The 26036-nt window shown below is 35.6% G+C and carries 16 protein-coding genes and 1 CRISPR repeat array (1 of these 17 only partly in view); of the genes, 5 read left to right on the top strand and 11 right to left on the bottom strand.

Going from position 1 to position 26036, the window contains the following annotated elements; translation table 11 throughout:
- Nucleotides 1-144: 144 nt before the first annotated feature.
- Nucleotides 145-1773, top strand: a complete 1629-nt coding sequence (locus tag BTR34_RS10320) for a carboxylesterase/lipase family protein (protein WP_068481130.1) — start codon at nt 145-147, stop codon at nt 1771-1773.
- A gap of 345 nt (nt 1774-2118) precedes the next feature.
- Here the strand turns inward: BTR34_RS10320 and BTR34_RS10315 are convergent, their stop codons facing one another.
- Together BTR34_RS10315 and dinB are read right to left on the bottom strand one after the other, a co-directional pair.
- A complete protein-coding gene (locus BTR34_RS10315; protein ID WP_068481127.1) occupies nt 2119-5148 on the bottom strand; it encodes a DNA polymerase III subunit alpha in 3030 nt (1009 codons plus the stop codon).
- Nucleotides 5149-5459: 311 nt separating this feature from the next.
- Nucleotides 5460-6674 (bottom strand): DNA polymerase IV, encoded by a 1215-nt coding sequence (gene dinB, locus BTR34_RS10310; protein WP_068481124.1) that lies wholly within the window; start codon nt 6672-6674, stop codon nt 5460-5462.
- 172 nt (nt 6675-6846) lie between these two features.
- Between dinB and BTR34_RS10305 the strand changes: the two genes are divergently transcribed.
- On the top strand, nt 6847-7515 hold the full coding sequence (locus tag BTR34_RS10305) for a hypothetical protein (protein ID WP_068481121.1): 669 nt from the start codon (nt 6847-6849) through the stop codon (nt 7513-7515).
- 70 nt (nt 7516-7585) lie between these two features.
- Here the strand turns inward: BTR34_RS10305 and BTR34_RS19315 are convergent, their stop codons facing one another.
- Genes BTR34_RS19315 through BTR34_RS10285 form a run of 4 tightly spaced genes read right to left on the bottom strand, consistent with a single transcriptional unit; the run spans nt 7586 to nt 13947 of the window.
- Nucleotides 7586-8866, bottom strand: a complete 1281-nt coding sequence (locus BTR34_RS19315; RefSeq protein WP_082960093.1) for an outer membrane protein assembly factor BamB family protein — start codon at nt 8864-8866, stop codon at nt 7586-7588.
- A 9-nt stretch (nt 8867-8875) separates the two neighbouring features.
- A complete protein-coding gene (locus BTR34_RS10295) occupies nt 8876-9583 on the bottom strand; it encodes a hypothetical protein (RefSeq protein WP_068481114.1) in 708 nt (235 codons plus the stop codon).
- Complete coding sequence (locus BTR34_RS10290) at nt 9580-13518, bottom strand: M4 family metallopeptidase (RefSeq protein WP_082960092.1); 3939 nt, start codon at nt 13516-13518, stop codon at nt 9580-9582. The genes BTR34_RS10295 and BTR34_RS10290 overlap by 4 nt, the downstream gene beginning before the upstream one ends.
- Before the next feature lie 6 nt (nt 13519-13524).
- Nucleotides 13525-13947 carry a hypothetical protein gene (locus BTR34_RS10285; protein WP_068481109.1) on the bottom strand — a complete coding sequence of 141 codons (423 nt, stop codon included), beginning with the start codon at nt 13945-13947 and terminating at the stop codon, nt 13525-13527.
- A 182-nt stretch (nt 13948-14129) separates the two neighbouring features.
- Here BTR34_RS10285 and BTR34_RS10280 point away from each other — a divergent pair, with 182 nt between their 5' ends.
- From BTR34_RS10280 to BTR34_RS10270, 3 genes are all read left to right on the top strand, one after another.
- Nucleotides 14130-16127 (top strand): tetratricopeptide repeat-containing sensor histidine kinase, encoded by a 1998-nt coding sequence (locus BTR34_RS10280; RefSeq protein WP_068481106.1) that lies wholly within the window; start codon nt 14130-14132, stop codon nt 16125-16127.
- On the top strand, nt 16117-16752 hold the full coding sequence (locus BTR34_RS10275; RefSeq protein ID WP_068481103.1) for a response regulator: 636 nt from the start codon (nt 16117-16119) through the stop codon (nt 16750-16752). The genes BTR34_RS10280 and BTR34_RS10275 overlap by 11 nt, the downstream gene beginning before the upstream one ends.
- Before the next feature lie 88 nt (nt 16753-16840).
- On the top strand, nt 16841-17701 hold the full coding sequence (locus tag BTR34_RS10270; protein ID WP_068481100.1) for a hypothetical protein: 861 nt from the start codon (nt 16841-16843) through the stop codon (nt 17699-17701).
- A gap of 1 nt (nt 17702) precedes the next feature.
- Here the strand turns inward: BTR34_RS10270 and BTR34_RS10265 are convergent, their stop codons facing one another.
- From BTR34_RS10265 to BTR34_RS18765, 5 genes are all read right to left on the bottom strand, one after another.
- Nucleotides 17703-18656 (bottom strand): hypothetical protein, encoded by a 954-nt coding sequence (locus BTR34_RS10265; RefSeq protein WP_068481097.1) that lies wholly within the window; start codon nt 18654-18656, stop codon nt 17703-17705.
- Between the two features lie 349 nt (nt 18657-19005).
- The gene (locus BTR34_RS10260; RefSeq protein WP_068481094.1) at nt 19006-20274 is read right to left on the bottom strand and encodes a cation:proton antiporter domain-containing protein; all 1269 of its coding nucleotides are present in this window, start codon (nt 20272-20274) and stop codon (nt 19006-19008) included.
- On the bottom strand, nt 20274-20990 hold the full coding sequence (locus BTR34_RS10255) for a hypothetical protein (RefSeq protein WP_068481091.1): 717 nt from the start codon (nt 20988-20990) through the stop codon (nt 20274-20276). Before BTR34_RS10255 ends, BTR34_RS10260 begins: the two co-directional genes overlap by 1 nt.
- Nucleotides 20990-23374 (bottom strand): ATP-binding protein, encoded by a 2385-nt coding sequence (locus BTR34_RS10250; RefSeq protein ID WP_068481087.1) that lies wholly within the window; start codon nt 23372-23374, stop codon nt 20990-20992. Before BTR34_RS10250 ends, BTR34_RS10255 begins: the two co-directional genes overlap by 1 nt.
- A 149-nt stretch (nt 23375-23523) precedes the next feature.
- Nucleotides 23524-23697, bottom strand: a complete 174-nt coding sequence (locus tag BTR34_RS18765; RefSeq protein ID WP_157483732.1) for a hypothetical protein — start codon at nt 23695-23697, stop codon at nt 23524-23526.
- A 2-nt stretch (nt 23698-23699) separates the two neighbouring features.
- Nucleotides 23700-26036: direct repeats of the CRISPR family, unit length 46 nt; unit sequence GTTGTGAATTGCTTTCAGTTCTTTAATTTTATTGATGATTCACAGT (it continues 1404 nt past the right edge of the window).

Below are 26036 nucleotides of genomic sequence, written 5' to 3'. Positions count from 1 at the left end.
GCCCATTGAGATTGAATAGTCTAAATTATCAAAATTAGCAACTAAGTTTCACCAATAATACTAATTATTAATGGTCAGGTTATTATAGAATTAAAAAATAAATGTATTATTGTTACAAATTGAGACAATAGAAAACTATTTTAAATGAAAAATTTAACAATGCTACTTTTTGTATTCATAACAATAACCCATTTAGCTACCGCACAAGAAACCAATTCGTTTCCTGTTCAAGCAAGCATTGAAAACGGTATTATAGAAGGTAATTATGATACACATACCGGAATTCAACGCTATTTCGGCATCCCGTTTGCCCAACCTCCATTAGGTGAGCTTAGATGGAAAGCGCCACAACCTTTAGATAATTGGAGCGGAGTTAAAGAAACTAAAGCCTTTGGTCCACGCCCAATGCAAACTATGGTATTTGGTGATATGAAATCTAGATCTAACGGAGTTAGTGAAGACTGCTTGTATTTAAATGTATGGACTCCCGCTAACCGCAATACAAAAGATTTACCTGTGTTGGTCTATTTCTTTGGTGGAGGAAATGTTGCAGGTGATGCATCTGAACCTCGTTACGATGGGGAAAGCATGGCTAAAGAAGGTATTGTTGTGGTTACCACTAATTATCGCCTAAATATTTTTGGATTTTTAGCACACCCAGAGTTAAGTGCTGAAGCCTCCTATAAAGCTTCTGGCAATTATGGCTTATTAGATCAAAATGCGGCGCTGAATTGGGTAAATAACAATATAACTGCTTTTGGTGGTGATCCAAGTAAAGTAACTATTGCAGGTGAATCTGCTGGATCAATTGGCGCTAGTCAGCAAATGGCCTCTCCATTATCTAAAGACTTAATTGCAGGTGCAATTGGCGAAAGCGGTGCAGGAATCAACCCTACAATGTCCCCGGTTTCCTTAAAAGATGCTGAAAACATGGGAATGGAGTTTGCTAAAAATGCGGGGTACCCTACTCTTGCTGAATTACGAAAATTGAGTACTAGAGAAGTGTATGAAATATATAATGAGTCTAAAAGATTTGGTTTTCCAGCTGTGTTAGATGGATATTTTTTACCAAAAACACTACCCGAAATTTTTGAAAGTAAAGAACAAGCTATGGTTCCTTTATTACTAGGTTGGAACTCTGCCGAGATTCCAGGAATGGCATTTACACAAGGTCCTTACACAGAAGAGAATTATGTGAAAAAGGTAAAAGAAGCTTACCCAAAGCAATATAAAAAAGTTTTGGAACTGTACCCTCATGGTTCAGAAAAAGAAATTGAATTATCTGCCACAGCTTTGGCCTCAGACAGATTTATATCTTATAGCACTTGGAAATGGTTTGATTTACATAGAAAAAATAGCGACCAATCTGTTTACAGGTATTTATACAGTAAATTAAGGCCTCCATTAGTAGATAATTCTTTAGCTTCTGGTTTGGCAGGTGGTACAGTGACCAAAGGATCAGATGCTCCCGCTGCTCCTAAAGCTGTTGGCGCTCCACATGCTTGCGAAATAGAATACTGTATGGGCAACTTACATTTGGTGGATGATTATGCATGGACCGCTGATGATTATAAAGTATCTAAAGAAATGATGACCTATTTCGCGAACTTTATTAAAACCGGAAATCCAAATGGCGAAGGCTTGCCAAATTGGGATGCAGCCACAGCAAAAGACACTACTCCCCCAGTTATGGTTCTTGACACCGAAAGTAAGTTAATAAATGCTCCAAATGATGCACGTTATCAGTTTTTGGACAAAGCTTTTAAAAATTAACAAAATGAAGTTTAATTTAAAATCTCTTCTGCTTTTAGTAAAGAGAAAAAGAGATTTTATGTTTTCTTAATTATTCTTTTGAGCTACTTTTTATATGAATACTATCCAAGTAAACTTGTAAATTAGTCTTATGAAAAAATTAATTCAATTCTTTGGCGCTTGGTATGGGGCTAAGAAAATAGGTGGCGGAAAATGTGGCTGTATCGGGACCTTTTTTGTATTTCTAATACTCTTCTGGATTTTAGGATATGTGCTTGAGGCTTTTTGAAAATTGGTTGTTGGTTGAGGGTTTTTGCGCTGAGTGCTTAACGCTTTGCGCTGGGCGTATTTCGTACTGCACTTCCTCTATTCTCTAACTTCTATTTTCTCTTCTCCAGTTTTCTTTTGGTCAAAAACCTTGACACTGGTTTTCATATCTGCATATCTAGGATCTTGTATGAAATCTTGTTTTTGTAGTTTAATGACTTCTATACTCAAAAACCCGAATTCACTGACTACTTTACCGTAAAAACGATATACACCCCTTCCTCTAAACCTATATTTTTCAGCTACAGGCGGAAACAACACCGTATCAAAAACCTGCCCTTGTTGGTCTAATAGCGTAGCAAAATACATTGTTTTTCCATTATGGGTTCGCGTACGTTTTACCGTTACCAAATATCCATAAATATCAATATTCCTGTCCAAGTAGCACTCTAAATCTTTACTACCCGATGTATTGAGAAGTGAATCTGCCAAAAGCTCAAACGGACTACATAAACTAAACCCTAGCAGCTCTAGTTGAGTAAAAGCTACCTCTAAACTGGTACTGTACAAAGACGGAATTTGAAAATGCTGATGCCGTGGCGTAAACAATTTTGGGTGGTCTATTTTCTTTGCTTTATTCAAGAATAAATGTGCTTTCCAAAGTAGTTCGTGCTTATTGGTTTCTGTAAACCTAAAGGCATCAATCCGTATTAAAATACTTACTTGCTCAATGGAAATAATCAGCCTATCCAAGAAATCTTCTAACGACATAAAATAGCCATTTAGAGTACGCTCCTTTAAAATACGTTCCATCACCCGTTGTTCCAGTTCCCGTAAATAGCATAGTCCTAAATAAAGCTCTTTACCATAAATACGGTTATCTGCATTACTTTTATTTACGCATGGCGGATGTATTTTTGCACCCAACATACGAGCTTCGTGCACATAAAACTCAGGGCTATAAAATCCGCCACCATTATTAAGCACTGCCACCATATACTCAAGTGGATAATAGGCACGCAAAAACAAACTCTGATAACTTTCTACCGCATAGGAAGCCGAATGCCCTTTAGCAAAAGCATAGCCCGCAAAACTGGCAACTTGGTCCCAAACTTCTTTAACGAGCTTCTCCGCATAGCCTTTTTTACGGCAGTTATCCATAAACTTATCTTGCACTTTTTGGAACTCTTCCCTAGACCGGAACTTACCGCTCATTCCGCGACGTAATACATCGGCTTCGCCTAAATCCAAATCGGCGAAATGATGAGCTACTTTTATCACATCTTCTTGATAGACCATAACTCCATAAGTCTCTGGCATAATTTCTAACATTACGGGGTGCGCCAATTTCGCTGCCCTGCCCTTGTTTCTATGCCGAAGAATATACTCGCGCATCATCCCGCTTTTAGATACTCCTGGGCGGATTATAGAACTTGCTGCTACCAAACCTAAATACGTATCTACTTCTAACTTTTTCAACAGCATTCTCATGGCTGGTGACTCTACATAAAAACAACCCATACATTGTGCTGTTTTTACCATAGTATTTATTTTGGGGTCTTTTTTAAATGCTTTAATATCATGAATATCAAACTTGGCAAATTCCTCGGGTCTGTCACGCTCAAGTATATCCAAGGTTTCCTTTATTTTCGATAGTCCGCGTTGGGCAAGAATATCGAATTTATAGAGTCCCACATCTTCTGCAATAACCATATCAAACTGCGTGGTGGGGAATCCTTTTGGGGGCATATTGGTTGCCGAAAACCAGTGAATGGGTTTCTCGGTAATTAAAATTCCGCCTGCATGTATGCTCAGGTAATTGGGCATACCATGAAGCAGCTCCGTGTACTTTAATACCAAAGCAGATATGTTATCTAGCCTGCTTTCCTGCACATTGCCATTACACAGCATATCTATTTCATCTTTTGGTAGCCCAAACACTTTTCCCAATTCTCGAATTACTCCCTTAGATTGGAAAGTAACATAGGTCCCCAATAATGCAACATTCTCGAATCGATTAAAAATATATTCCGTCATAACCGGTCTGTCCCGATGCGAAAAATCAATATCAAAATCGGGCGGATTTACACGATACAGATTTATAAAACGCTCAAAATACAGGTCTAGCTCCATAGGATCAACATCGGTAATAAAAAGCAAGTAGGCTACAATACTATTGGCACCACTACCCCGTCCTACATAAAAGAATTTCTGCTTTCGGGCATGGGAAATAATATCCCAATTGATAAGAAAATAAGATACAAAGCCCATTTTTTTAATGAGATGAAGTTCTTTTGCCAAACGATCTAAAACAGCTTGATTTATTTCAGGATATCTATATGGCAATCCTTCTTGACATAATTCCTCTAAAAACACCTCATCTTCTTCCTTACTACCTAAATATTTACTTAAGTTTTGAGGTTTTCGGCCTTCTGAAAAATCGAAATGGATAGAACAGGCGTCCATTAACCGTTGGGTATTTTCTAGAATAAAGCTGTGTTCAGAAAAATGTGCTGTTAAATTAGGCAACGCATACATATGCTCATCATCACGTGCCTGTTCCGTAACCGACAACATACTCAGCAAGGTGTTGTTATCTATAGCGCGCAGTAAACGATGTGCATTAAAATCGCGCTTGTTCCTAAACGTTACGGGCTGTAGCAATACAATCTTATTTCGCTGTTCCAGTAACTTTGAAAATCGGAGTCGTTTTAACTCATTTACAGAAACCCCGATAAACTCGTTTTCTGTAAAGGTTTTTTTTTCATGCTGAAGGATTTTCTCAAAAGGATAAATAACAAACACATTTTTAAACTGCGGAGCTATTTCTGGGATTTTCTTTTCTTGATGGATGTAATGTGATAAAAAATTATTGAGCTCCAAAAACCCTTCATTATTTTTAGCAATACCCACAAAACAAGGCTCTACCCCGTTTCTAAAATCGATACCCAAAATAGGCCGCACATTATATTCCGATGCTTTACGAACAAAGTTTAAACAGGCCGATGTATTATTAATATCTGTCAATGCCAATTGAGTTACCCCGTGCTGTCTTGCCAATTGCAAAAGCTCAAGCTCCGAGAAAGTCCCGTAGCGAAGGCTGTAGTATGTGTGACAGTTTAGGTACATTTTTGGTTGTTTGTTGTTTTTTGTTGGTTGATGGTTGTTCGATTTGCGCTGTTCGCTTGACGCTACGCGCTATACGCTGTACATGTTTTTGCTCTTAGCGTGTGGCGCTATTTATTTTCTATATTCTCTTTTCTAACCTCTATTTTCTCACTCGGCATTCACTTCGGCTACGCTCAGTGAACGGGTGTCGTCTTTGCGAAATTTTTTGCGCTTGGCGCGACGCGTATAGCGCTAAACGTTTTCTCCCCTCAACAAACAAATTAGGTCTCGACTGCGCTCGACAAGACATAAACATGACCAAAAACCAAAAACTAAATCTTCCTATGCGCCAACACCACTGGCGGCAGTCCGTTAAAAGGGTTATGCATTCTACCAATTGTTTTTGCTCCCATCCCCGATGCTCTCAGTACACTTTTATCTCCGTATCGCTTTCTAATGTTATCCATAGCGTTGTATAGACTCAGTATTTCTTCGGTATCATCGAAAAGATTAATTTGATAATTACCAGATACTAGGTGACTAAAACGTATACCAATTAACCGCACCAATAACCTACGGTTATAAAGCGTCTTGAATAAATCTAAAATTTTGGGTATTAGAATATGGTCTCCACTAGTATAGGGAATACGTAGTTGTTTTGAATAGGTATTAAAATCTGAATAACGGATTTTTACTGAAATACAAGCTGTCAGCTTTTCACCACGCCGCAATTGATAGGCCAGGTTTTCGGTCATGGCAATGAGGATACCTCGCAGTTTATTTACATCAATAGTATCCTTATCAAAAGTGCGTTCAGTAGAAATAGATTTTCGTTCGCAAAACGGAATTACGGGTGTATTATCAATGCCATTTGCCCTTTTCCATATTACCCCGCCATTAGCCCCAAGCACACGCTGCATTACCTCCATGGGCATTTCTTGTACGGTACGCACTTGTCGTAAACCAAGGTTTCTTAAAGTCTGGTACGTTTTATCGCCCACCATTGGTATTTTTTTGATGGATAACGGAGCAAGAAAAGGCTTTTCCAACCCTTCATCTATCTTTAATTGATTGTTTGGTTTTGCCTCATTCGTAGCTACTTTAGAGACCACTTTATTTGCTGATAACCCAAAGGAAATAGGGAGTCCCGTTTCTCTAATAATTTTCTTACGCATTTCTGAAGCATATTGGTAACAACCAAAAAAACGGTCCATACCAGAGAGGTCTGCATAAAACTCATCGATGCTCGATTTTTCGAATACGGGCACGTATTCTTTTATAATTTCGGTAACTACATCTGAGTGTTTACTATATTCCCCTGCATTACCACGAATTACAAAAGCTTCGGGGCAAAGTTCGCGCGCCATTTTCATGGGCATACCAGAATGCACCCCAAAACCGCGGGTCTCGTAACTACATGCCGCTACAACACCACGGTCTCCCGTACCGCCTACCAATAAAGGCTTATTTTGTAACTCACGATTATTGAGACGCTCTACAGACACATAAAATGTATCTAAATCTATATGAAGTATGGTCTTGCTCATAACTATCCCTCTAAAAAAAATCGGGATAGCTAAATTATGGAATTTTTCCAATTATTAGGATTATTTCCAATATTTAACACTCTAATCGTATTCACAAATATTTAGTAATTCGCCTAAAATTTCAATCTTCTTTTAATCTACATTAGCTAGGTTTTAAACTAAAAAAATATTTATGAAAACATTTTTACCTATTGTAGCATTCCTAATTTTCTCTTTTGTGTGTGCTCAAGACGACTCGGAGGTATTGGTCATTGAAAAGGGAACGTGGAACCTTAGAGGCAACGCTTCGCTATCGTTTCAAGAAAACAAATCAAATTATAATCAATTACAAAATGTTTCTGAAAACTCATCGCATTACTTAGTACTAGCGCCTTCTTTCGGCTATGCCCTTAAAAATGATATCGTAATTGGGGTAGGACTACAGTACGGAAATCAGAAAGGTAAAAATTCCAATACTGGATTAGATATCGATAATCGTTATACAAACAAAATTCAGTCTATTGGTTTAACTCCCTACATTCGTGGCTATAAGGGCATAGGAAAACAACTTTCGCTATACTTACAAGCAGAGGCAGGCTATAATAGATTTTGGAATACAAGCGATCAAAACGGGGTGGATAGTAATAATGATATAAGAGGAAACAATGTATTCATCGGCATAAGCCCTGGCATCACCTATTTCTTGAACAAAAAATTGGCCATTGAATCTACTATTGGCTCATTAAGCTATTCGTTCGGTGATAGAAAATCTGAAGAAGAAACAGACAGCTATTTAAAAAGCACTAATTTTAGAGTAGCCTTGGCATCAGACCTATTCTTCGGTATAGCCTATTATTTTTAATAAAACTAAAAAACCCTGCCACCTAAGTACTGATGGCAGGGTTTGGAACAAACCTCCCTTATTAAAAATTTTACCTATAATACCCAGGGCCAAAGACTCCGTTTTGGGCTATTACAATAGGTGTATTTGCATAATCGTATCCAAAAACATTATTAAGCCAAACAACTTTACCCGTATTAGCATCCATTGCAATGAGACCTACATTCTTATCTGTATCTGAAGTAGCGTTTATGTCATGTCCATGAAAATAGAGCATACCGTTTGCATATACAGGTGCATTATCACACACCACATCTTCCATGTACCAAAGTTGTTTTCCGTCAGATAGCTTTACGGCAAAAGGCCTTCCATTGGTGCTAAAGGCAAAAGAAGTAGCCTTTTCATACACGCCAAAAACCACATTTTCTACCACGGTGGGTGTCCACAAGGTATCGAACCCCGTATCGTTGCCCCAAATAAAGCTGCCCGTTTGTTTGTTTACACAGTATAGCGCCGAGTATATGGTATTGTCTTTAGGAATACCATGAAAAACTACTCTGTCTTCGGTTACTTGAGGTGAGCTAACCCCTTCGGCCTCAAACGACCAAAGTACATCTAAGGTATTTAAATTAATGGCATACATGTTTTTTGCAGGTAAGTAAAGAATATCATTTTCTATTAGTGGCACCGATGAAATATCATACGGAAGCTCTACTTTATTTAGCAGTGTCCCTGTTTCTTTATCGAGCACATGCATGTATGCTGGGTAGTACCCTAAAAAATCTTCTTCACTAAAAATGTACACTTTATCTTGATAAACAATTGGCGTGGTGGCCTCGTTCAACACATCATCTAACTCACCATCTTCATCTGTGGAGTAGTACCATTTTATATCTCCAGAACCTTCTAATAAAGCAACTACTACCCCATATCCGCCAGCAGTATAACATATTCCGCCTTCGCAATTGGTATTTGAAATACCTAAAGAATCATGGTACTCTAACATAGGAGTATCCCACAAAAAAGTATTGGAAGCTACATTGAAAGCATTGACGGAGTTATCATCAGATGCCACATACAACACCCCATTACTGTAATCTGGCAGACTTTCAGCATACGTGTAGTCGGGCAAAGTATAGACTATTTCTTCTTTCCCGGTTTGTGCATCAACCTTTACAATACTCTCGTCCCAAGTGGTCATTATTAAGGTGTTCAATGCTGGGTCGCCAGAAACAATTTTATTGCCCTGTTCTGGGTTGATTACTTCCCCTTCCTCATTTAGTTCTACTGCATCTTCTTTTGAGCAACCCATTATAAAAATGGTCAAAAAACATAAAAGAAGAAGGTTACTAGGTTTTATATATATTTTCATAACTTTTTTTTATTGCACTTTAAAATCGAACACTTCAGATTTAGAGGAATTACCCCCTATATCAATAGTTTTAACAAGCCAATAATATGTTTGCCCTGCGCTAACTGTAACCGAAATACTGCTTTGTGTCGTTGTGCCTAAGCTAACCGTAGGCTGAGCCGCAGTTCCAAACAATACTTCATATGTAGCAATATCATTATCGACATCGGTAGCAAGCCACTCTAGCATAACGGTACTAGAACTACTAATTGTTTGTCCTCTTGTAGGATTTACTGCCGCAGCAGGAAATGGTGCGTAATTTTCCACCCCTGTACCAGCATTATAAAATTTCCATTTAGCGCTACTAGGAGATTGATCAGAACCAGCAGCCTTAGAAACTACATACCACTCGTAAGGGGTATTTTTCATAAGACTGATGGCCTTCTCATTGGTACTCGCGTTAACGGTGTTTATATTGTTGGTATTTAGATTACGAATAGTAACTTCATAACTATCTACATTGGTCCCTTCTTCCCACATAAAAGTGACGGTACTCTCAATATCGTTTACGGATTCCCCTTCGGTACATTCAGAATTGTTTTCAGGAAAAACCAAATTAACACTACCCAAATCACCACCTTCATTAGGCTTATCAATAGGGTCGTCTTTTCCTCCTGAACAAGACGCAAGAGCAACCAGACCTATTACCGTTATTACTTTTTTAAATACGCTTTTCATTGCTTAATAATTTTAAATGTTTCCGTTTTTTCAGTATTACTAATAGATAGCAAGTAGATTCCGTTTTGTAGTATTTCTGCATTTAACACCACCATTGTAGTACCAGGTTCTATTGATTTCGTAAGTACAGTTCTACCGTCGAACGTATTTAATTGCATGTTCATTACGTTTTTAGATGGCGCAGTTAATTGTATGGTAATTTCGCCAGTGCTAACAGGGTTGGGATAAATAATAGTTTTTGCAGACAAATCAATAACTTCTTCATAAACACCTTGGCACTCTTTCTCGGTTGACACCAAAACCGTATTTACATCTGCTTGTAATTGCAGTTTAATTTCTTGTGCAGAAGTCGTGAAAAACTCATTATTTACGGTAATAAAATAACGTTCAGCCCCCTGCATTTGTAATGTCACATATTTACTAGTTGAATCGATTTTACCAGTAACAGAAAGGGCTTGCGGTTGCTCTACAACAATATCATAACAAAGTTCGTATCCATTTTGCCCTTGTACCGTAATGCATAATTGATACGTACCACCTTGCAGCGAAGTAAAGTTTGTAGATGAAGTAAAAGCTTGTGTTTGGTTAACACCGTTACCACTAAGACTTGCCGTATAATTTAAATTTTGCTGTGCATTTATGGAGATGGTGCCATTATTACTAGAGATACAGGATTCCCCTTTTGCCAGAATACTAAAATTATTTGATGGCAAGGAAAACTTAGGGCATCCTGTAAAATCAACTACCGTTCCCGCAATGGTATTAGGGCACTGATCCAAATCATTTGCCACGCCATCACCATCGTCATCGTTAGGATCAACAGTAGTAGAACCGCCCAAAGTAACCGTATATGCTTTGGTACTACCGTCTTCCCCAACAACGGTATAGGTGATAGGATTAGAAAAGTCGTTCGTATTTACGCCACTTTGTTGTAACGTATTACCAATATACACTTGCGATTTTTGAGAGTGCGTAAACGTTGCCACTAACCCCTGCGGATTAATGTTGGATGGAACAGAAATGGAAATAGCATTACCGTTAATTACCCCAACGGATGCTGGGTTGGTTACTGTAAACCTAAAATCGGTAATATCTTTTTCGCTACTAGCCGTTTCGCGCGCGCCTACCGTATACCAAATTCCCCAAATTCCGTTAGGGATAATAACACTTGGCGACCCTTGCGGACTCATTTTGTCTGATCCTAAACCAATAATGGCAATATCTTCATCTCCGTTATTATCGGTATCGAACAAAAGCTTGTCATCATTTTTAGAAAAGTTAGGAAAGCCTAGTTTATTATTTACATATACTGTTTTTACAATACCGGTTTCAATATTTGCCGTAATAACCTCATAGGCGTCATTGATTTCATCAAACAAATCGAATGCTAAAATATTACCCGATGTTTTTGCAAAGGATGGATTACCAATACTTATACCTTCGGGCAGGTTGGTAAATATTTTTTGGATGTTGCCGTCACCAAACGTATTTGCTTGGTTGTTCCATGCCCTAAGCGAACCTACGTCCCAATAATCTATAGAAGATCCATTGGCATTGTTCAATTCATTTAATGCATCATAAATTAAATATTGTCCAGAATAATCCCACTCTAGAGCATCGGCATATAAAACTTCACCTGTAGTAACGCCGTTTGCTGTTGTAGGGTTATAAAGTTCAAAAATCATAGCTTCAGAAGTAACCAGATCTGATATAAAAATGACTCCCTCAACATCGTTTCTTACCGCTGCCAATCTATTACCGTCTTTAGAAAGCGATACCGCACCCCATATAGGCTCATCTGAAATTACAAACTCTTCAATATTATTCTGGTCTAAGGTGACTGCATTTATCGTATAATCTTCAGTAACATAGATTGCCAAACTACCATCATCTGCAACACTAGGTTTACGAGAAAGTTTAGTTGTTGTTAACGGCACATAGTTTTCACCATTAGTATCTGAGATATAAAGGGTATTGGGATCTTCATCTCTTATATCTACACTTAATATAAATTCTGAACCACTAACAGTAGGAATATCATTATCTGTATCAGTAGCTTCACCATCTACAATACCCACCGTATCAAAAGCGCTAATTGCTGCTTGTACTTCTTGTGAATTGGCCCCATGTAAATCTGTCGCAGCTTGTATTACACCTAACCGAAGATCTATAAATTGCGAATTTGCCGTAAGGTAGGTGCTTAAAGTTCTATAATATACCTGCTCTGCTTTTTCTTTTCCTATGGCAGTTGCAATTAAATAATACGCCCTATTTGGTATACCACTATTAATATGCACACCGCCATTATCTCCTGAACCAGTATAATACTCGGTCATATCTTTAGGTTGCCAACCTGTATCTCCTAATTCGTTTCCTCCATTATTGGGGTTAGACATGTCTCTTAAGGCACCAGATGAATAGTATTGTGTGTTCACTACATCTTCCCCTAATCGCCAATCATCACGATCAATCATAGTCCCAAAAACATCTGCAAAAGATTCGTTTATAGCTCCAGATTGATATTCATAAACCAAGTTAGCAGTGTTTTGAATAACACCATGAGACATTTCGTGACCGCCAACATCTAAACTACCAGCTAAAGGTGCAAACGCATCTCTTCCATTTCCGTAAAACATAGATGTACCGTTCCAAAAGGCATTATCTAGTCCGCCGCCATCATCGTCAATAACATTGATAAATGAAAAAACTGTGCCTCCTTGCCCATTAATAGAATTTCTATTGAATGTATTTAAAAAGTAGTCATAAGCAACACTGGCGTTATAGTGTGCCGATATGGCTACAGGATTATTCCATGTACTACTAGCACTCTGCACATGATAAATTACAGTGTTTTCATCACGAATTTGATTTTGTAAATCAAGCGTCATTATACCTCCTATAGGATTATCGGGCATTGTAGATTGTGATGCATTATACATTGGTTTGGAAACATCTATCATATAATTAGTCCCATTCGCATTAAACGTATTCAGCGGTCTGGTAACTCCGTTTAAATCTTGTCCAGATCCGTTCGATGGTGGTCGTACTAGTGTATTTTCACTAAGCTCAATAGTATTTAGCTCATGCACTAATGTACAGGTATGATAATATTTATGTAATACCGCGCCTGTTTGGGCATCTATGAAATATTCCCATCGGTCTTTCATATTTGAATGAACGGTAATATGATGTGCTAAAACCAATTCTTTATCCATAGGGTAAAAAATAACCTCTCCAACAGGTTTCGGTATAATAATAAATCCGTTTTTAGAGATATTAGAAGTCGGCAATTTTATGTCTAAATCTGTTTCTATACTGGAGATCGCATTATTAAAAGATATTTTAGGGGTAACCACAGCTGTAGTTGGCGTAGCTGTAGGCGCACCATTAACGGAAATTTCATTTTTGCCGGCATTCATGTGCACAATAACTTCTGCCCCATATACCTTTATCCCTTTATAAACTTGCTGCATTTTTAGGTGAGATTGCCCAAGAACATCGGTATTTTCCGTTATTAATTGAAATTCATTAGATGCATCCCTAATTTGTAGTAAAGGACCAATTTCAGAAAGGTAAGATCTTGCCGTAGACTCGTTTGATGTTCTGGACATACTTTGTTTGCCTTCTTCAGTGGGTGCACTTTTTATAAATACGGAAGTAGCATTTGTTTGTCTCCAAACAGACGTATGTTTAAATTTTGCATTTGCCGGTGTTCTATTGAATATAGAAGGCATCTGAAAATTTTTATCCCCTGTTATTAAAGGCGTTTTTCTAGTTTCGCGTTTTAAAGGCTGAAGATTAAAAGGTTTTGGCTGTACAGATTTTGAAGTGCTCTGCCTATTATCATGTCTTTTTTCATTAAAAGTATCTTGCCCCATTACTATGGTAGTAGTAAGAAAACTTAAAACTAAAAAGTAGCGTAGTGTTCTATTCATAGCTGCTTATTTAAGTTGATTTATTAGATTATCGTATAATTCTTTATAAACAGGGTTTACACCATGTTCAAAACTTCCCCATACGACTTTTGCTCTTTCATCTGCATTTACATCTTCAATAAAATAATACACATTACCCGGGTGATTGAAATCTACATTGTTCAATTGCAGACCCTCTAATTTGCCAAAGAATTCCTCTGTATAATCGTCCGATACTTTTTTTAATTCCTCCTCTATTTTAGTTAGTGAATTTGTATGGAACAATTGTCCGTTTTCTAACAGCACATAGGTGTCAACCGCACCTGTAACACCCCCGCCTTTTCCAAAGACTAATTGTTTATCCGGAAGATTATCTAACGTAAACTGTTGCGATTTACATGAAATTAGCGCGATAAATAAAAAGGTGGTTAGGGTTATTTTTAATTTCATTTTGTGTTCTTATAATTATACAGTTGGTTGGCACTTAATTGATAGGTACAAGTTAGTGCTACATATACTTTTAGGAAATACCACCTTAGCTGTATTTTTATCTACTGGTTTTCTGGTATATTCATTTTGAACCAATTATACTATTGTAAAGTGATGTATATTGGTGCTAATAACATGCTATTATGAGAACAAACACTTACCAATTTGGTTTATTATTACTGATTTTATTGCTCCCTGTTTTTGTAGTTTCTCAAATTGATAATACAAAGGAAATTGATAGTCTGCGTAGCGCATTACGTTTGGCAAAAACAGATACGGCCAAGGTAAATCTACTTTCAGAACTATCTTTGGTATTGAGTAAGGTAGATTCTGTAGAGACATTTAAAACTGGGTTTGAAGCATTATCATTAAGTCAAAAAATTAAATACAAAAAGGGAGAAGCTGCTGCTTTATTTTCAATTGGCGGCGCCTATATGGACTATTTCGATTTAGAAAAAGCAGATGAATATTTAGATAAGGGCTTACCTATTATTGAGCAATTGGTACAACAAGATTCCGCCCAGGAAAATTTAAAATTATGGCTAAGAGGTAATTATTTTAAAGCGGTAAACTACAGTTATAAAGGAGAAGTACAAAAAGAAGTTGAAATGACCGATAAGGTCATTCCTATAGCTCAAAAATTGAACGACTTAGATTTTTTAACTAATGTTTATACCAATATGGGTGTAATGAACTTAAATTTAGGACAGTATACCGAGGCCTATAGGAGCCTTGCTAAAAGTGTCAAAATAAATGAAAAGTTAACTTCCCCAAAAAGAACCATTTTTACCGATCTCATGTTTTCTCAATTGCTCTATAAAATGGATTCAATAAAGCAAATGAAACCCTATTTAGATGAAGCAAAAAGTGCATTGGAAAAGGACCCCAGTGCTTTAGACTGGCAACTTTACTACATGCAGGAAAGTTTTTACCATTCGGGTTTGGGGAACTATACAAATGCAATTTCTTCTTTAGACAAAGCAAAAGAAATTATTATAGAACATAAAATGCACCAGGAATTCTTTATTCTTTTACAACGTTATGCATTTTTAAGTGAGAGTCAAAAGGATTATCCTGCGGCTATTTCTTATATGACCGAGTTTATTAATACCGCTAAAGAAAAGAAAAATAAGACTAATATATTTCAAGGATTATATAAAAGGTCCAAATACGAAGCCGCGCAAAATAATTACAAAAATGCTTATTTTGATTATGTAGCGGCTATTGATATTTATGATAGTCTGTATACACAAGAAATTCTTCAGAACACAAAAGAATTAGAATTAAAATATAACACTGCTGAAAACGAAAAGGAAATTCTTTCATTGACCATTACCAATGAAAAGAAAAAATCGCAAACCTACTTACTAATAGGTTTGGCATCTATTCTTGCATTTTTACTTTTTGGTGGTTATTACATCTATAACCAAAGGCTCCGTAAAGCAAGAAAAAAAGAACATCTTCACGAATCTGAAATGAACTTATTAAAGCAAGAGCAACAGAACCAAATTTTTTCTGCAATGATCGAAGGGCAAGAAAAAGAACGAAAAAGACTGGCAATTGACTTACATGATGGTTTAGGCGGAAGATTATCCGGCATTAGCTTAAACCTTTCTAAATTAGATAAAGATGAGCCAAAAAAATACCCAAAGAAAGAATTACAAAAAGTAATGAAAGATTTAGGAGATTCGTTGACCGAGCTAAGGTCCATAGCTAGGAATATGATGCCAGAAACCCTAGTTAAATTTGGCTTAGAAGCTGCTTTAAAAGACTATTGCAGTAGCATGACGGGGAACGAGACCAAAGTAGTGTTACAGTTTTATGGTAATGAAAATGGCATAAACCTAAACCAACAAGTAACCATGTACCGTGTAATTCAAGAATTGATCAATAATGCCATAAAGCATGCGAATGCTTCCGAAATTTTGGTGCAATACATTCGTGAAGGCAACAAAGTAGATATTACCGTAGAAGATAATGGGGTTGGTTTTGATAAAGAAATGACTAAAGGCACACCATTGGGCATGGGGCTTTCCAACCTAAAAACCAGAGTGGCATATCTTAAAGGCAATTTAGATTTTAGTTCAGAATTAAATGAAGGCACAACCGTTAACGTACATATTAATATAGATGCAGCTTAAACCAATAAAAGTAGTTATCGTAGATGATCACCCCATGGTGATAGAAGGGCTAAAAACCCTTTTAGCAGGTGAAACTACAATACATATTAAAAATTATTTTACCAACGGTAAAGACACACTTGCATTCTTAGAAAAAGATACCTGTGATATTATTTTACTAGATGTAAATTTACCAGATATTAATGGTGTTGAAATGGTAGGGATGATATTGCACAAAAGAGCCACTATTGGTATTTTAGGATTAAGTACTTACTCCGAACCTAGCATTATAAACCAAATGATACGTAATGGGGTAAAAGGATATTTGTTAAAAAACGCTACTAGTAACGAACTTGTAGCTGCAATTTCCCAAGTACATAACGGAAGTTTTTATTTTGGAAGAGAAATACAAAAAATACTAGCAGACTCTGTTGCTCAAGACACCAAAAATATTCCAAAGTTAACAAGAAGAGAAAAACATATTCTTACTCTTATTGCAGAAGGCAAAACTACCAATATCATTGCAGAAGAATTATTTATAAGTCCGCTTACGGTAGAAACCCATAGACGAAACCTAATGCAAAAGTTAGAAGTATCTAATGCTGCGTCTTTAATTAAGATTGCTGTCGAGAAAAAATTGATTTAAATTTTATACCAAAGAAGATTTTTATGAAATAAATCTAGTCTTCAGGATATTAGGCGTTTAATCTTATCTTTGAGATAAGATGATATCTATGCAACCAACCTATACTTCATTTCTATACATTTTGTTTTTCGTAGTAACTAGTAGTTTTGCGCAAGACAAGGCAACTATAAATATTACAAGCCCTAATGAAGCTACAACATGGAATATTCCAGAAAAAATTTCTTTAGAATGGAATACCGTTAAAATTGACACCAGTAAATCTATTCGGTTTTTTCTAGTACGTAATGAAATGGTAGTGCAAGAGCTAGGAAGTTTTAAAAATGATGGTTTTGAGGGTGGTATTGAGCTCGCGAAAAATATAGGGTCGGGCAACAGATATCAAGTTGTAGCTATAGAACTGTTTCCTGATGATAAGTTTAACATTGCTAAAAGAGTAACACCATTTTTTACCATTACCAATGCAGCATCCGACGAAAGGAAGAAAAAACAGCAATTAGCCAATATTAACCCGATACCTACCAAAAAGAGCTCTAAAAGTAAAAAAACAACACCAACCGTTCCTAAAGAAACCGCTGTAACGGAAACTAAACCTGTTTTAAGAGAGAGTTTTGAGGGAAGAAAAATTTCCTATACAAAGGAGTTCGAATTTAATTCTGAGCAAGTTATTATAAAAATTTGGGACCACGGCCGACAAGATGGAGATATTGTTTCTATTTATCTTAATGGAGTTCAGGTGGTTTCAAAATACTATTTAACCTATTACAAAAAAGAATTTAAAATAAAACTCGACCCAAAAAAATCTAACGACCTATTTCTTTACGCACACAACCTAGGAGATTCACCTCCTAATACTGTTTCTATTGAAATTTCTGATGGTAAAAAATCTGAGAATATTATTCTTAACTCAGACCTTCAAAGTTGTGAGGCAGTGCTAATAAGTGTAAAATAGTTTATGCTTTTAAAAACTGAATTAAATAGGCAATTAAAATACTTACGAAAAGCCCAATATTTACTTTAGCAAAGTCCTTAACAATTATACGATACGTTTTATTTAGTTTTCCTTTTTTAAGCTTGTAACTAATAGCTATTTCCCTACCCGCCAATATCCCAATAAACGCCCATGTAGTGCTCATTGGCACGGTATTTAATGACGTAAAAAAGAAAAGTAACAAGCCATAGCAGGCATCTATAATCGTAGCTGAACGTATATGCTGTGTGTTCGATTTTTGGTTGACAATATGCTGTATTCTTCCCCCTTTTACATTAAATATATACCCCATAATAAGTAGAATCAATCCCAAGGATATTAATAACTCTACCCAGCTTAACTGTCTTGGTAGAAAAACAAAAATATTAGCAAAATCTTGTATTAGCCATTGCGACCATAAAAAGCCGGTTGAAAACCACTGGGCAACAAGCCAAAAGGGTCTTTGTTTCTTTTTGTCCATTAACCGTATTGAGGCAGGAGATTCGAACTTCTTGGTAATAAATAAATACAGTGCAAATGCTAATACAAAAGCCAGAGAGTAGCCTAGTACAGATTTTAATATCATTTTTTCTATCAACTGACTAGAAGAAAAAACACTTAAGATCATAAATGTTGTACTAGCAGGAATTCCAAAACGAGTGATGATCAATAAAGATATAGGTGCTAATAAATACCACCATGGCATAGGATTTGGAAGTGGAATTGCAGATAACCGTCCATAAGAAACATCTCCTCCATATGCATACCATCCATAAACCAGGGTAACAGCTAAAATTGAAGAAGCAAATGCCCAAAGCAACCACCACCTTACACCAGAATTTGATGCCATAAAGGTTCCTAATGTCTGTATAACATCATTTGCAATAACAGCATAGGCCGCTATAAAAAAACCAAAATAGAGAACATATTGATCCATATAGTATTCAATTAAACCTTTACACCATATTTATATAAGCAAATGAATTTAAGGCACAAATAATTGATGACGCAAATTTAATTGAATTAACCTTTTAATGAAGATAGTTTACCCAAAACGCACCAAGAAATTACCTAATTAAGTATACTATAATTAAGGCAACAACCCTTGACTGCAACCATGGCAATATTTAGCATTTACCCTTCCTAACAACACCAATAAGACTGATAATAATAATGCCCAGAGAGGCAAGGTTAAACACTTTACCCTTTTTCGTACTGCTATCTTGTACTACATCATAAATTCGCCTCCATTATGGATTAAAATCGGACGATTTTTTCATCATCTATTAGCCTTCTTGCTCGCCAATTACAGGTGCTTTCCACTTTGCTGTACCTACTTTAGTACTATTTGCAGCATTAATGGCTGTACTAGATCTTCGTTTATCATAAATCATAGCACCTGTCATAATTAAACTGGTGCCAATAATTACGAAAAGCAAAATACCTTGGTCAAAAGTTGCTATTTGAGCTTCAGCTGGTATAGCATAGAATAAAAGTACTGTAATTAATCCCCTAGGTGCTATAAATAGTTGCGGAAGAATATCCTTGCCCACAAAAATAAATAATAGGACAAAACGAATAAGGTATATGGATAGAATAATAAGAGAACTTATAATAGCTACATCTAAATTAAAAATGGAGGTAATGGCAATGCTTAGACCAAAGATTACAAAGAAAAATGTACGCACAACAAAGGCCGTTTCCCCTGTAATCGTATGCAGCTCATGATAAATATGATGCGCTTGTTTGTACTTTAAATACTTTGTTAGTTTGCCTTTAAAAAACAGCCTCATGTTTGCGATAACCAAACCAAATATTAGAATAATAATAAGTGAGGATAAATGCATTTTTTTGCCAAGACCATATAACAACAACAATACAGCTATTAACAAGAATAGTTTAATTTGACTTTTTATATTCTGAAAAATAAGTATGATTGCATAACTAGCTACCAGAGCAATTACTACCGTTAATAGTAAATTCCCAAAAAAGCCGACCACACCGGCATCTTCTTCTGGGTTTAAACCACCTGTTAAAAAGTAGAACATCATAATTCCCAAAATATCCGAGAAGGTACTTTCATACACGTGAAACTCCTTTTTATGCTCTTTTAAACCCGTAACACTAGGTATAATTATTGCACTTGATAAAATTGATAGCGGCGTAGCATATAACCATGCGGATTGCATGGTCATTTCAGGGATAAATTGATATAATATTAAAGCTGCAACCCATGCCGATAAAACTAAACCCACCAAACCAATAACCAACGATTTTAAAATTGGCATTAGTTTCTCTTTCTTTAACTCTAGCTCTAAAGCGGCCTCTAATACAATCATGATCAAACCAACAATTCCTAGCACTTCTAGTACAGGAAAAAAATCTATATCCCCAACATTTGCATATTTTAAAGCGTATTGCATAGCAACTCCCAAAATAATCAACATTAAAACTGCAGGAATATTTGTTTTACTAGAAATTCTATTAAATAAAAATGATAAAATAATAATAACAGATACCTCGATAATAAGGTTATAAGATGATAATATTTCCATTATACTTCGCTGTTTTGAGTTAAGGTTGTTTTGATTTTATGTTCGGCTAAAAAGGCTAAAAAATCCTCATCGTTACCGCCTTCTTCAAGTGTGTATTGTAATTTAAATGTATTTAGGATCTCGCTTTCACGAACAGTTGGCGGCTCTTGAAAATTTAGAATAGGATTTGCAAAAAGGAAATCTAATAATTGCTCTTTACTTAACTCCGCAGAAATAGTAAGCGTATGTCTATAGATACCAGTATCTTTGGAAGTAATTGAAAAACCAGTTTTATCAATGGACCCATACTCTACAAAACTTTGCCCAGACTCTGTGCTTATTACCATACCTTGAGGCAACAATTGCTTTATTTCTCCTTTTAAATTAGCAATGGTTATGGTAGCACCTTTAGTTACCAATGGGTTCATATTTAATAAAAGTCCGCTTATATAATTACGAATTTGCATATAGGCCAATACACCAATAAGGGTTAAAAAAAGACCATGAACTATATAATTAATTGCTATAAAATCTAAAATAATGAGCAAAAAAGCAACGGGTTTAAAAACCAGAAGAACGGATTTTAAAATGTCAATACCTTTTTTTGTGAACAAACTTTTTCGAGGAAACCGTTCTGCTGCCAATTGAAGTATTTTTATAAGCCAATACAATAAAAACAGACCAGTTGTTAAATAAAACAAGCCTTCCCATGTATTAAAAGATTCTATTGTTTCCATTATTTTAAAATTCCTCTATAGATTAAACTTTGTTGAATTTCATAAGATACGACCGCATTAAGCGACAAAAACCCACGTTGGTCACGAACTAAAACTTTTGTATTCACCAACCGCTTTAAACCAGATTCGTACCCAAAGGCATATCGTTTACCCAGAAATGATTTTATGGTTCGCTCATCTATTATCTTATACAAAAGCACGTATTTAAGAAGAATAACCTCTTCATTGGTAAAAAAATCCGGGAAATAATGTGTGCTTTCGCTATACACCACTTTATTATCATTGGTAAGACTGGTACCATATGTCCAAGCCTGTAGCACTTCTCCTATAGTATTGCCAAATCTTTTACACAACCTATAAACCAGTTTTTCAAATTGAAGGGGAGAAATTAGTTCGTCGTTGATATCTACTAATTTTCTATGAGATGCTCCATGTCTTAACCGTACAGCATTAAATATTTCTGCATTAGTACTGCTGGACAAATCTATTAGTGTAGAAAATGAATTCGTAAAAGACAATCTATGGTTTAGATGTTGTTGCATTAATTTAGATACAGAAACAACCAATAAAATATCATCAGCTTCTGACTCGGCAAATTTTAAAACTGCCCTAATATTATCTAAAAAGGCATGGCTCTTATCTACCCATAATTCCAAATCGTCAATTATTATAATAGGTTTAGAATTGTATCGATACTTTTTAATTTCCTGTAAAGCTACTTTTAGGTTTTTAGTGGTATTAAACTTTCTTCCTTGAAATGTAATAGTACTGTCTATATCTAAAGCAATTACTTCTTTTTTCAAGCTCTTTTTAACCACTTTGTTTATAAAAGTTGATTTTCCGCTATGATTATCACCTACAACAAGTACAGACTTGTGAAACCCTTTATCCCACTGCTCTAGAACCTTCTCAAAAACTTCTTCTTCATTAATTCTGCTTGTCAAAAAATGGTCTCCGAGAAAATTTTTGTTTAAGAAAAGCATATCGTATTGCGCATTTTCTTCTTTAAACATTCTGTGCGCAATGCAATCAGTACTGATTTCGAGTAAATCTTTTGGCTTAACAGAAACTACTTTATCGTAAGCCATATTTACATTGCCAAAAAAGCCACTAATCTTACCGATCCAATTAGTGAAACGATCATTTGTTTCGCTAGTATATTGATTTAAAGAATTTTGCAATGAAACCTCTAAAAATTCCTCTTCTCGGTAAATTGATGTTGCCAAAAAATCAGTTTCAAATATTTTAGAAATTGCGGTAACGAGGTTTTGTTGTTCTTTTAAATTTTCTTTAAACGTTTCTTCTATACTTTTTAATGATTGTATTTCAATTGCAGAACCTGAAACAAATTCTTCATTTTTAGCAACAACCAGGCTGCCTTTTAGGTTAAAGATACTGTGCTTGGCAAATGCAAACAATTCCGATTTATTATCCCATAATTCAATTACCTGGGGTATGATATTGAAGTCCATCCATTTTTTGGCCGACCTGCCAAAATCCACTTTCCGTTCAAGAAGGTAACCACCATTAGTGGCTACGGGTATATTGGTACGTTGCAGGTTGTTTGATATATCTGCTATAGATTGTGTAAAACCTTCTTGGTAATTTTGTGGCGCATCTATGCTAACCTCTATTTTCTCTAATTCTTGTATTATGCGCAATATATCTTCCTTACTATCAATTTTTTCAATATTTGATATACAATATTGAAGCTTATTAACTATTTCCTCAGATTCGCTAATAGATTGTGCCGTTATTTCATTGGTACGGTTGACCAAATCTTTAAAAACACGTATGGACAACTTAACGATGGCATCGTTATTATTGATAGTATTAAATTGCGCTAATACTATCTCAAATTGGTCAACATAGGTATTCCAAGGATTTTGATGATGCCTAACCTTCCCGACAACCCCACTTTTAGTTTTACTAATACGTTCAGTAGCTAATTCTTCTTCTCTAAATTTTTGAATAAAAAAATCAACCGCTTTTATTAGTGTATTTTGTGATGCAGCACTATGTAATTCTAAAGCTTTCTTGGTGGCAACACCTTCCAGCTTTTTATGTTTTCCTATTTGTAATTGCAATAAAACATCCCGATGAATTATCATAAGATCTTTAAAAAAATTGGGTAATCTAAAGTGCATTAAATATGCTAATTCCCCAATTTCACCAGTTTCACGCTCTAATAGTTCCAGTTCATTTTGACCAACAGACAAAAAGCTTTTGCAAATTTTTAAAAATTTATTGCTCACTATGGCCTTTAGCTCACTATGGGTTCTATTTTCAACAAAAACATCTTTATACTGGTTTAGTTCGGTCTTTAAATCATGAACCGACTGTTTTAATATCGTATTAGATGTAGTTACTTCGGTTTCTATCATAGAGATTGTAATTTAAAACAATTGATGTGAAATTAACAATTGACATTCGTTGCGTTATACGTGGTTTTAAAAAATCGCTAAAAAAATATGCGACATTATAATCTTTTTAATCGTTAAGATATTGAAATTCAACAAAAGAATTGAAATTCTTAATAACTAAGAGTAGTTGTAAAAGGCGCTGAAAATCTAGAAACCCTAGACATTACTGGGGCAATTGTGGCAAAAACTTCTATTTTTCTAGTGGTAAAAGACATTTCTCTATTAAACTGACCAAGTTTTAATGCCATAAGAGTTTCAATAACGACATCAGGCTCGGTATTCATCGGTTGTTATACTCGGTCAATTTTTTAATTTTATTGATGATTCACAGTGAAGTGATATATATCATTCTCGAAAGAATCGTTGTGAATTTCTTTATTCATGCATGTCTATTTTTTTAAAAAGTATTCATCGGTCGCTATGCTCGGTCAGTTCTTTAATTTTATTGATGATTCACAGTCACCTATAACGTATTCCGTTCTTGGGTCTGGTTGTGAATTGCTTTCAGTTCTTTAATTTTATTGATGATTCACAGTGGGCAGAGACCATTCTATAGAGTCAATATAGTTGTGAATTGCTTTCAGTTCTTTAATTTTATTGATGATTCACAGTCCCCCGTTTGTAACCAAGGAATTTGTAGTAGTTGTGAATTGCTTTCAGTTCTTTAATTTTATTGATGATTCACAGTATGTATAAGGACAGGGCAACGGGCGAAATAGTTGTGAATTGCTTTCAGTTCTTTAATTTTATTGATGATTCACAGTATAAGACAGACCCCTGTAGATATAGTAGGTGTTGTGAATTGCTTTCAGTTCTTTAATTTTATTGATGATTCACAGTTGAGGATGCTTTACAGATGGGATTGGTTGAGTTGTGAATTGCTTTCAGTTCTTTAATTTTATTGATGATTCACAGTAAGGAACTGAAAATATTGGAACTACTTCAGGTTGTGAATTGCTTTCAGTTCTTTAATTTTATTGATGATTCACAGTGAAGATTTAGCAAGGGTAAACACAACTATAGTTGTGAATTGCTTTCAGTTCTTTAATTTTATTGATGATTCACAGTAAAGTGCCTGTATGTTCGTTTACCTCGCCAGTTGTGAATTGCTTTCAGTTCTTTAATTTTATTGATGATTCACAGTTTCCTCGTTGATATCCAGTGCAGCGTCGGGTTGTGAATTGCTTTCAGTTCTTTAATTTTATTGATGATTCACAGTAGAGCAGTATATATGCTATGCACATGTAACGTTGTGAATTGCTTTCAGTTCTTTAATTTTATTGATGATTCACAGTTATCGCTCTTTGAGCCTGTTTGTAAAAAGTGTTGTGAATTGCTTTCAGTTCTTTAATTTTATTGATGATTCACAGTCTAAGCATATAAGAATAGCAATATCAGGTAGTTGTGAATTGCTTTCAGTTCTTTAATTTTATTGATGATTCACAGTTGGACCATGTTTCTAATCTAGGTGGTCTTCGTTGTGAATTGCTTTCAGTTCTTTAATTTTATTGATGATTCACAGTTAGTGTAGTTCTCGTTATAGTTGACATGAAGTTGTGAATTGCTTTCAGTTCTTTAATTTTATTGATGATTCACAGTAACGCGTAGTATGCCCGCACTGTCCGTTAGGTTGTGAATTGCTTTCAGTTCTTTAATTTTATTGATGATTCACAGTGGACTTGCAGAAGTAGGTGTTAAACTACCTGTTGTGAATTGCTTTCAGTTCTTTAATTTTATTGATGATTCACAGTGTTCTGCTAAATTCAACTTCTACGTGCATTGTTGTGAATTGCTTTCAGTTCTTTAATTTTATTGATGATTCACAGTGTACTTGATGCAGAACGTGAAGAACACTTAGTTGTGAATTGCTTTCAGTTCTTTAATTTTATTGATGATTCACAGTAAGAGAAATTCGGTATACCCATGCGTATTGGTTGTGAATTGCTTTCAGTTCTTTAATTTTATTGATGATTCACAGTACTGATATCGGGTACCAAAGAGTCTATGCAGTTGTGAATTGCTTTCAGTTCTTTAATTTTATTGATGATTCACAGTTTAATGCGGACAGTTGCCGCACGGCACTCAGTTGTGAATTGCTTTCAGTTCTTTAATTTTATTGATGATTCACAGTTCGGCTACGCTCAACCACCGGTAGAATTAGTTGTGAATTGCTTTCAGTTCTTTAATTTTATTGATGATTCACAGTTGGTGCTAGTTTCTGGTCTTCTCCAGTAGAGTTGTGAATTGCTTTCAGTTCTTTAATTTTATTGATGATTCACAGTCTTAAAGATAGATGACCAAACTTTGGATAGGTTGTGAATTGCTTTCAGTTCTTTAATTTTATTGATGATTCACAGTTTATTGGTTAAGCGGTCGTTGGTGCGCATTGTTGTGAATTGCTTTCAGTTCTTTAATTTTATTGATGATTCACAGTACCCGCTTCCCAAGCTTTTGTCCATTCGCCGTTGTGAATTGCTTTCAGTTCTTTAATTTTATTGATGATTCACAGTGTGCAGTACCCGTTCTTTTAAAGCAGAACTGTTGTGAATTGCTTTCAGTTCTTTAATTTTATTGATGATTCACAGTAATTATTGGTCACCTCTTCCACGAACGCCGTTGTGAA

Origin of the sequence: Maribacter hydrothermalis (assembly GCF_001913155.1) — a bacterium.
In the GTDB taxonomy this organism is placed as follows: domain Bacteria; phylum Bacteroidota; class Bacteroidia; order Flavobacteriales; family Flavobacteriaceae; genus Maribacter; species Maribacter hydrothermalis.
Note: the sequence above shows the minus strand (reverse complement) of the source record. Positions and strands in the feature narration are given on the sequence as shown.